The organism is Albidovulum aestuarii, assembly GCF_029961185.1.
Taxonomy (GTDB): domain Bacteria; phylum Pseudomonadota; class Alphaproteobacteria; order Rhodobacterales; family Rhodobacteraceae; genus Albidovulum; species Albidovulum aestuarii.
In genome coordinates, this window is the sequence record NZ_JASBQQ010000012.1 from 107,639 (window position 1) to 117,286 (window position 9,648).

General features: G+C 62.2%; 9 protein-coding genes. 3 read left to right on the plus strand and 6 right to left on the minus strand.

The annotated features are described in order from the left end of the window. Nucleotides 1–44: 44 nt before the first annotated feature. Entirely contained in the window at nt 45–875 is an 831-nt protein-coding gene (locus QKW60_RS20110) for an SDR family NAD(P)-dependent oxidoreductase (protein ID WP_282371400.1), read from the minus strand. Nucleotides 876–971: 96 nt separating this feature from the next. Beyond that, nucleotides 972–1,592 carry an SH3 domain-containing protein gene (locus tag QKW60_RS20115; RefSeq protein WP_282371402.1) on the minus strand — a complete coding sequence of 207 codons (621 nt, stop codon included), beginning with the start codon at nt 1,590–1,592 and terminating at the stop codon, nt 972–974. 323 nt (nt 1,593–1,915) lie between these two features. Here QKW60_RS20115 and QKW60_RS20120 point away from each other — a divergent pair, with 323 nt between their 5' ends. Continuing rightward, a complete protein-coding gene (locus QKW60_RS20120) occupies nt 1,916–4,267 on the plus strand; it encodes a DNA topoisomerase IV subunit A (protein WP_282371403.1) in 2,352 nt (783 codons plus the stop codon). Nucleotides 4,268–4,346: 79 nt separating this feature from the next. Here the strand turns inward: QKW60_RS20120 and QKW60_RS20125 are convergent, their stop codons facing one another. The 4 genes from QKW60_RS20125 to QKW60_RS20140 all read right to left on the minus strand — a co-directional run bounded on the left by QKW60_RS20125 (nt 4,347) and on the right by QKW60_RS20140 (nt 8,333). Next, entirely contained in the window at nt 4,347–5,003 is a 657-nt protein-coding gene (locus tag QKW60_RS20125; RefSeq protein ID WP_282371404.1) for a Fe2+-dependent dioxygenase, read from the minus strand. A 4-nt stretch (nt 5,004–5,007) separates the two neighbouring features. After that, a complete protein-coding gene (locus tag QKW60_RS20130) occupies nt 5,008–5,859 on the minus strand; it encodes a hypothetical protein (protein ID WP_282371405.1) in 852 nt (283 codons plus the stop codon). Nucleotides 5,860–6,023: 164 nt separating this feature from the next. Then, nucleotides 6,024–6,884, minus strand: coding sequence for a tellurite resistance TerB family protein (locus tag QKW60_RS20135; RefSeq protein WP_282371406.1), 861 nt, complete (start codon nt 6,882–6,884; stop codon nt 6,024–6,026). 84 nt (nt 6,885–6,968) lie between these two features. Then, complete coding sequence (locus QKW60_RS20140; RefSeq protein ID WP_282371407.1) at nt 6,969–8,333, minus strand: cytochrome P450; 1,365 nt, start codon at nt 8,331–8,333, stop codon at nt 6,969–6,971. Between the two features lie 114 nt (nt 8,334–8,447). Here QKW60_RS20140 and QKW60_RS20145 point away from each other — a divergent pair, with 114 nt between their 5' ends. Next, the gene (locus QKW60_RS20145; RefSeq protein ID WP_282371409.1) at nt 8,448–9,050 is read left to right on the plus strand and encodes a hypothetical protein; all 603 of its coding nucleotides are present in this window, start codon (nt 8,448–8,450) and stop codon (nt 9,048–9,050) included. An 89-nt stretch (nt 9,051–9,139) separates the two neighbouring features. Then, the coding region (locus tag QKW60_RS20150; protein ID WP_282371411.1) for a GTP-binding protein at nt 9,140–9,648 on the plus strand (509 nt) is incomplete at its 3' end.

The following is a 9,648-nucleotide window of genomic DNA, read 5'->3' on the forward strand; positions in this document are numbered from 1 at the left end:
GCGGGTTCCGGATACCAGCGGCGAGGATGCGGCGCCCGGTCGCGTCAACTGCGCCCGGTCAACCACAGAAGCGTTCGTGTAGGAAGCAAGCGCCGCGCCGCATTCATCAGATAGGTCGGCGTCGTCACGAAATAGCGTGGTGCAGGGTTCGCCGTCTCCAAAGCCCGGATCAGTTTTGCGGTCACTGCCGAGGCGGGCAATTCGAACCGGTCGGGTTTGGTTTTGTTCTTGTAAAGTCGCAGGAGAAGCGAGTTCCGGTATTGCTCAGCGCGCGGCGAATTTTCCCAGTCGATCCAGCGTTCGAAATGCGGGATCGAATTGACGCGGATGCGACTGGTGATTGGTCCCGGCTGGATCAGGATCACATGGATCGGCGTGTCGGCCATTTCCAGCCGGAAGCATTCGGTCAGCCCTTCGAGTGCGTATTTTGTCGCCACGTAGGCGCCGCGCCAACGCATCGGCACAAAGCCGAGAACGGAGGAACAATTGACGATCCGTCCATGCCCCTGCTTGCGCATAACCGGCACGATCCGTCGGGTGAGTTCGTGATAGCCAAAAAGGTTCGTCTCGAAGATTTCTCGCAATGCGCCGGTCGGCAAGTCCTCCACTGCGCCGGGGCAGCCATAGGCGCCGTTGTTGAAAACCGCGTCCAGCGTGCCCCCGGTGCGGTTCAGCGCCTCGTTCAATGCACGTTCGATGGTCGCCTCGTCAGTGTAGTCGAGCAGGAAGCTTTCAAGCCCCTCCCCGCGCAACCGCTCGCAATCCTCTTCCTTCCGACAGGTCGCAAAAACACGCCAGCCCGCGCGCTTCAACCCATGGGCCGCGTCGTAGCCGATGCCAGAGGAACAGCCGGTGATAAGTATGGATCGCGTCATGGTGCCTGCCTTTCGACCGCCTGGCTAGCGTCTCCGGACCCATGGTGCAACGCAGTTCATGCAGTCCGGCAGGCTCACCCTGGCAGCCGTAGCAATTCAGTTGTCCACGGGGACCAGAAATCGGCGTGCGACATAGCCTTCAAGCGCGGGCTCAGCCGCGCGGATCAGAAGCCAATCTGAAAGGCCCGACTCAATGACAGCGACGATGGTTCCGCGCGCAATTGCTCCGATAGCGGTATCGTTTGCACTTGGACCTCTGCGCACATTCAACCGGTTGGCCGTCACCTTCCAAAGTGGGCCGCCTATGTCAGGCGTGCCGGTCGCTGCCGGCTCCTGAACCGGCGGTCTGATCCGGTTTTCTGCGGCAAAAACGGAAACCGGGTCGGCAAATTTCAACCCGGTCCGTAACGCGATCAATTCGTTGGAACGAGGGGGAAGAAGTTCAGTCTTGGTGGTTTCGGGCCGCGGGGTGGTCCCTTCGACGGCCAGCAGCTGGCTTTCTGCAACGTCAGGTGACCTTGCTGCCATGCCCGGTGCATCGGTGTCTGGTGTGACGGATTCAAGCGCGAACTGATCGGTGATGGCCGAAACAAGATTTCCGGTTTTCCTGTCAGGTGCGGGTTTGGTGTCGTCACGCGGCCCGCTACGGTCCGACAAAAGCCCAACTGCAATCAGGGCGGTCATGAGGATCAAGGAGAATTTAACAAGGCGTATCATCAGGTATCCAGTATCCGGCGCGCGGCATGACAACTCGCATGAGGAACGAGTAGTTCCCGCGAGTGGTCAGATCGAACTGATTTCCAGGTTCGGTTGGATGGGTTGCGCCGAGGGTTCGGCGGTGGGTTGCTGTCCAACCAGATACAGGATCGCCACAAAGCCTATGAATATTGCGAACCGTAACATGACCTCTCCAAACCAACTACCCGTTTCGGGATATCGGTTTCGTTGAAGGTGGCGGCAGGGGAAAATCTGCGCATGGCTCCCCCTTTGTGTGGAAATTCCGGCTGGACCGGATGCACCCGTCGAACTACACAACATGCATGAGCGACGACTCCGAAGACCGCAACATCCTGCCTGCCACGACCTCCGAACCGCTCGCCCGGGCGATCGGCGAGCGCTATCTGACCTATGCGCTTTCCACCATCATGCACCGGGCATTGCCGGATGCGCGGGACGGGCTGAAACCGGTCCACCGCCGTATCCTCTATGCGATGCGGGAACTGAAGCTGTCCTCGACCGGGGGCTTCCGGAAATCTGCAAAGATCTCCGGCGATGTGATGGGGAACTATCACCCCCACGGCGATGCCGCGATCTACGACGCGATGGCCCGCCTCGCGCAGGATTTCAACGTGCGTTACCCGCTTGTCGACGGGCAGGGCAATTTCGGCAATATCGACGGCGACAACCCGGCTGCCTCCCGCTACACAGAAGCCAGGCTTACGGCGGCTTCCGAGGCCCTGATGGAGGGGTTGGCTGAAAACGCGGTCGACTTTCGCCCCAACTATGACGGCACGCTGGAAGAGCCGGTCGTCCTGCCGGCTGCATTTCCGAACCTCTTGGCCAATGGTGCGAGTGGAATCGCGGTCGGCATGGCGACGAACATCCCGCCGCACAACCTTGATGAACTGATCGAGGCTTGCGTGCATCTGGCCAAGGCCAAGAACTCGGAACTCGTCCGCGATGACACCCTGCTGGAATATGTGAAGGGGCCGGACTTTCCCACCGGCGGTGTCATCGTCGAGGCAAAAGAGGCGATGCGCGAAGCCTACCTAACCGGGCGCGGCAGCTTCCGTACCCGGGCGCGCTGGGCGGTTGAGGATCAGGGGCGGGGCACCTGGCAGATCGTCGTCACCGAAATCCCCTATCAAGTGCAGAAGTCGAAGCTGATCGAGCGCCTGGCCGAGGTGATCCAAACCAAGAAGGTGCCTTTACTGGCCGATGTGCGCGACGAGAGCGCCGACGATATCCGCATCGTGCTGGAACCGCGTTCGAAGAACGTGGACCCCGAGATGCTGATGGGCATGCTGTTCCGCAATTCGGATCTTGAGACGCGGTTCTCGCTCAACATGAACGTTCTGATCGACGGGCGGGTGCCCAAGGTCTGTTCGCTGAAGGAAGTGCTTCGCGCCTTTCTGGCGCACCGGCAGGATGTACTGATCCGACGCTCGCAGCACCGGATGGACAAGATCGACCACCGGCTGGAAGTGCTGGAAGGCTTTATCACCGCGTTCCTGAACCTTGACCGGGTGATCGACATCATCCGCTATGACGGCGATCCCAAGGCTGCGCTGATGGCCGAGGATTGGAGCCGCAAGCAGAAGCGGGCCACATCGGAACACGACTATATCTCCCCCCTCACGCTGCCTCATACCGAGGATGGCCTCAGCGAGGTGCAGGTCGAGGCGATCCTCAACATGCGCCTGCGTAGCTTGCGCAAGCTTGAGGAAATGGAACTCCTGAAGGAACAGGACGCGCTGATGCGCGAAAGGGCGGAGCTTGACGACCTGCTGAACGATGAAGGCCTGCAGTGGAAGAAGATCGCGGGCGAGTTGCGCGATGTTCAGAAGCAGTTCGGCAAGGACGCGCCCGGCGGCGCGCGGCGCACGACCTTCGCCGAGGCGGGCGAGGTCGAGGAAGTACCGCTGGAAGCGATGATCGAGCGTGAACCGATCACAGTCATCTGCTCCAAGATGGGCTGGATCCGCGCCATGAAAGGCCATCAGCCGCTGGATGCCGAGGTAAAGTTCAAGGATGGCGACGAAGGCCGCTTCGTCTTCCATGCCGAGACGACCGACAAGATCCTGCTGGCGGGGACCAACGGCCGCTTCTACACGCTTCTCGGCGCCAACCTGCCCGGCGGGCGGGGGATGGGCGAGCCGGTGCGGCTGATGGTCGATCTGCCCAACGAGGCCGATATCGTGACTTTGTTGGTCCACCGGCCGGGCGAGCGGTTCATTGTCGGCTCCACCGCGGGCGAGGGGTTCACGGTTCCGTCCGATGAGATCGTGGCCCAGACCCGTGCGGGCAAACAGGTGATGAATCTTGCCGACGGTAACCGGCTGGCCGTCTGCAAGCCCATCGCGGGCGATCATGTCGCCATCGTCTCGAAGAACCGCAAGCTTCTGGTCTTCCCGCTCGCTGAATTGCCCGAGATGACGCGCGGCAAGGGCGTGCGGCTTCAGAAATACAACATGGCGCGCGGGCGGCAGGGTGTGCTGGAGCTTGATGGCGGGTTGTCGGACTTGACGACATTTGCCCTCGCCGATGGGCTGAGCTGGGCCATGTCGAACGGCAATACACGGACCGAGGACATGGCTGATTGGGTCGCTCGGCGCGCCGGTGTGGGCAAGGCTCCGCCGCACGGTTTCCCGCGCGACAACCGGTTTTCCTGAGAAGTGGACCGCCACGGAGGCATTGAGCCCCCACTCGGCGGATTGCCTCCGGCGGGGGTATTTTCGCAATGAAGAAGGCTCAGGCCGCCCACATCCTGATCAGGTTTGACCGGGTCTTGGTAAGCGTGTCGAGCAGGGTGGATTTGCCCTCACGCGCATGAACCTCGGCGATGGACCGGTCGAGATCGAAGAGGATCTCGCGCTGGCCCGCGTCGCGGATCCAGCTTTGTACCCAGCCGACGATGCAAAGCCGCGTGCCCGACGTGACCGGCTCCACCCGGTGGAGCGTGGTCGAAGGATAGAGGATCAGATCGCCCGGGGCGAGTTTGAAGGCGCGTTCCTCGACCGTGTCGGCGACGATCAGCGCGCCACCTTCGTAGCTGTCGGGATCGTTTAGGAACAGGGTGAACGAAAGATCGGTTCTGAGCCCCAGCATCAGCGCGTCGTCGACATGCATACCGTAGGTCTGGCCTTCGCGATAGCGCGAGAGGATCAGTTTGGTCATCGCTTTTGGCCGAGCGGCGGAAATGAAGACCGGATGCGCCATCAGTGCCCCCGTGACTTTGGCCTGAATGGCCTCCAGTTCCGGCGATGGGGCGGCCTGATCATTTGCCTTGATCTCGCGCGCGATCTTGCCCGCCGTGGCACGACCATCGGCGAAGGAAAGCGTTTCGGCGGCCCCTTTCAGGGCCGCCACGTCGTTGGCGTTCAGAACGCCGTCGATTGCGATGAACATGGGTCTACTTCAGCGCATAGGCTGCGAGTTCGATCTTGGCCGCCGCCCCCAGCAGCATCCCGGCATCGCCAAGTGGCTTGCCCTCGGGCGAGACGCCAGGCAGGGCGATGTCCAGTTCGGACAGAGCCGCCAAAGTCTTTTCACCAAATGCTTTTTCGGCCGCGTCATCCTCGCCCGCCATATGTTCGGCGACGGAGCGCGCGACCTGCACAAAGCCCCAGGCATCCTGATATTCGTGCAGGTTCGACACCGCGCCATCGACGATGCCGATATGGTATTCCTCGGCCGCCACCCGAACGAGGCCAAGGATCGACGCAGCTTCCCCCGCCTCACCCGCATGGGCATGGTCGCGCGCTTCTTCGATCTTGGTCAGCACCGCAGCGAAAGCAGTTTCTGCGTCACCGACAGTCGCGCCGCCTTCGACGGCACTTGCCAGCGCGATCAGTTCGTCGGCGAAACCCGGCGCGCCGAATTGATCAAGATGAACCTCAAGCTCGGTATAGATCTCGCTTTGTGGGTGTTTCATATGGGTGATTGCCTGATCGGCAAGCCCGGCCTGATAGAGCGCGATGCCAGCACGCAGATGGCCTTCGATTAGGCCGAGGTCGGTCAGAAATTCAACGGCCGCGTCTATGTCCTCGGCATGACCGGCCTCGCCCCCTTCACCGCCTTCACCTGCTTCGCCGCTCTCGGATTGGGCGAGCCAGAGTTTCTCTGTTCCCTGCATATCGAACCCGCCGGGTCCGGCGGCCTGTGTCTGCCCAGCGATCGCGATGCCGAAAGCGGCGCCGGCCATGGTCAGCGCCGACCAGCGGCGCGGTTCGACCTTGCGGGGGGAGTTGGAGGAATCGGCCATGGTTGTCTCCTTAAAACCGTGTTCGACGACGCAATAGCGGGCATCGCGATTGTTGGTCAAGAGATTCTTGAGTATTTTTGTCGGAAAAAGTTCTCGACTGTCGACAGACACGGAATTTCTGCTGGGTAAGGTGGTTTTTAGCCACCATACCCAGCTTCTTTCCCTCAGCCGTAAAGCGCGGGTATCCCAAGCCGTGCGTGGATGTGGTTGACCTGCCCCCGGTCGATCTGAAGCGCCGTCGCCAGTTCGTGCAGGTATTCCGCCTCCTTGCGGTTATCGAGGTCGATGCCCATCACCGACATCGTGTAGACCTGCGCCTCAAGCCCGTTCGGCACCTGCCGTGCAAGCCCCTTAACATCGACCGGCGCGCGCAGCTCCGCATCGACGAACCGCTTTTCCTCGGGCGAGACATCGCCAAGATTGCCGAGAAGTTTTTCCTGTTCGCGGGCATCGACCCGCCCATCCGACTTTGCCGCCTGGATCATCGCGCGCAGCATGAGGCCCGCCACGGCATCCTGTTCCTGCGTCGGCCGGGTCTTAGGCTCTCCGCAATTGCCGAGAGACTCGTTCAGGATCTCGCCGAAACCGCCGCCGCGATTCGTCGCAGCGCCGCCCAGTGCGCCGCCCAGTGCGCCGCCGAGCACACCGCCCAGAATATCGCCAAGACTGCCGCCGCCAGAGCCGCCACCGAGACTGCCGATCAGATCATCGAGGCCGCCGCCACTGCGGGCAGTGCCGCCCCGACCGGTGGGCTGCCCCGGTGCATAATTCCCGAGTTCCTCCATGAAATCCCCAAGCCCGCCGCCGGATCCGCCGAACATGCCGCCATCGCCGCGTGGCGTTCCGGTCTGCCGAGACGTGCGGCCGCCAAGAATATCGCCCATCATATCTTCCAGCCCGGTGCCACCGCCGCCAGTTGACGGCCCGCCGAACGGCCCTTCGCCGCGCCGCTGCATCATGCTGCCGACACCCTTTGCGACCGCAACACCGATGGCGACCTTGGCCAATGTTCCCATAAGGCTCATGTGAAATTCCCCCGAAATGACAATCCTGCAATCAGATTAGGGTAGCCGGTTCCGCGATGTAGGGGGAAAAATTGCGGTTCCCGCTCAGTCCTCGGCAACATTCAGCCAGACGCCGCCTTCGGGGCGCAGCGTCAGGATCAGGACCGGTTTCGGTGTCCGGCCCGGGACTTCGGTGAAGCGGAACCGGGCCAGAAGCGTGGCAAGGATGATTACCGCTTCCTGCAGCGCGAAGGAAGCGCCGATGCAGATGCGCGGGCCGCCACCGAAGGGCAAGTAGGCGAAACGGTCGACCACTTTCGGATCGGCAAAGCGGTCAGGATCGAAGCGGTGCGGATCGGGCCAGAGCGCGTGATTGCGGTGGAGCGCATAGATCGGCAGCATCACCGTATCACCGGGTCGCACGTCGCGCCCGCAAAGTTCGTCATGCGCCTTTGCGGTGCGTGACAGGAAGGCGGCAGGCGGATAAAGGCGCAGCGCCTCATCGACGATCTGGCGAATATAGGTGAGCTTCGGCAGGTCGGCCACGGTTGCGGCCCGGGTCCCGAGAACCTCTTTTGCCTCGGCCCGCGCCCGGTCTTGCACATCGGGATCGAAGGCGCAGAGATATAGCGACCAGGCCAGCGTCAGCGCCGTCGTTTCGTGCCCCGCGACGATGAAGGTCAGGAGGTTGTCGCGCAGTTCGGCCGTGTTCATGCGACGCTTCGTTTCGGGGTCCACACCTTCAAGGAGCAGGTCAAGAAGGTCGGGCACCTCGTTGGGGCCGACACCCCGGCGATGTTCGATCGCCGCATCCGCCATCGCCTTCATCGACCGCATCGCCGGCGCAGAGAACAGCCGTGAGGGTCGCGGCATCCACATCGGTGCGCCGATGATGTCGAGGAACGACACCCGCGCCGATCCGGCGATATAGGCGTCGATCGCCCGATGCACGGCGGAGCGGTCGAATGTTTCACCGCCTGAAAAGGTGACGTCCGAGATCACTTCGAAGGTCGCCGCGACCATTTCATCCAGAAGATTGGCGGCGCGTCCCTCCTGCGCGGCGATGCGTGTCGCTGCGCGCTCTGCCGCCGCCGTCATCACCGGGGCCAGTGCCTGTACGTTTCTGACCGAAAAGGCCGGGGCCGCTGCGCGGCGTTGCCAGTGCCAGCCAGCACCTTCGGCAATGAACAGGCTTTCACCGATTGCCGGGCGCAGAATCAGCTTGGTAACGTCAGACTTCGGATAATCCGCGACCGCTTCTTTCAGGATGCGCCGATTCGCTGCGGGCTCCATAACCATGTGCCAGCGCTTTACCGTCCGGCCCGAGATCATCGGCTGGCGGGTGGCAATCTCGGGGATCAGTTCCAGAACATTGCGCTGGCCAGTCCGGAAAGAATCCCAGATGCCCAGCGGCTTGTTGTGCAGGGGTACCTGCACAGGATAACGGGGTGGAGTTGCAGTGCCGTCCATCCATGATCCTCCGTAATTCAATATAGTACAGTTGGGCGTCGCGCCAAGCAGTCGGATTGCCGCGTCGCGCCGGCTCGGCTATGGCTGGAACCCGAAGACAGGCGGGAGGGTATCATGACGATGCGGAATATCTTGGCGTGGATCGTCGTCGCGACCATGCTCACCGCCTGCGCGGGCAACGACCTGAACCAGCCGCCCAAGGAGTTCGGCGACTTCGCGCTGGGCTACAACATCGTAGTGGCGAAGAACGCCAAGCCAGTGGGCCCGTCACGGCAGGCCACGGCCGAGGAGTGGGAAACCGTCCTGAAAGAGGCGATCGCCGCCCGTCTGGGTCGCTATGAGGGCGAGAAGCTCTATCATGTCGGCGTGGGCGTCGATGCCTATGCGTTGGCGGTGCCTGGTGTGCCGCTGGTTCTCAGCCCGAAATCGGTTCTGGTCGTCACTGTCAATGTCTGGGATGACACGGCGGGCCGCAAGATCAATGCCGAGCCGAAGCAGTTCACCGTGTTTGAACAACTATCAGGGTCCACGGTGGTCGGTTCGGGCCTGACCCAGAGCAGGGAACAGCAGATGGCGAACCTCGCCGCCAATGCCGCCAGGCTGATCAACGAGTGGCTGGTGGAGAACGAGGCCTGGTTCTCCCCCGAAGCTGTCGGCGCCCGAGCAGCCCTCGCAGCGGTTGCCGGGGCGGCGGTGGATGCGCCCGCCGCCAACTGACGCTTGATTTTTCTGCAGCCAGCCGATACCCAGCGCGCGATGTAGACTTGGGGCCCCCTGGGCCCCCCCAAGCACGAGGCGCCCGCGAGATGGCAAAGGCAAAGTTTGAACGTAACAAACCGCATGTGAACATTGGCACGATCGGCCACGTTGACCACGGCAAGACGACGCTGACGGCTGCGATCACGAAGTATTTCGGTGATTTCAAGGCCTATGACCAGATTGACGCGGCGCCGGAAGAGAAGGCGCGGGGGATCACGATCTCGACCGCTCACGTTGAATACGAGACCGCGGCGCGTCACTACGCCCATGTCGACTGCCCGGGCCATGCCGACTACGTCAAGAACATGATCACGGGTGCCGCCCAGATGGACGGCGCGATCCTCGTGGTGAACGCCGCCGACGGCCCGATGCCGCAGACGCGCGAGCACATCCTTCTCGGCCGTCAGGTCGGCATTCCCTACATGGTCGTCTACCTGAACAAGGTCGATCAGGTGGATGACGAGGAGCTTCTGGAACTCGTCGAGATGGAAGTGCGCGAGCTTCTGTCGTCCTACGAATATCCGGGCGACGACATTCCGATCATCAAGGGTTCGGC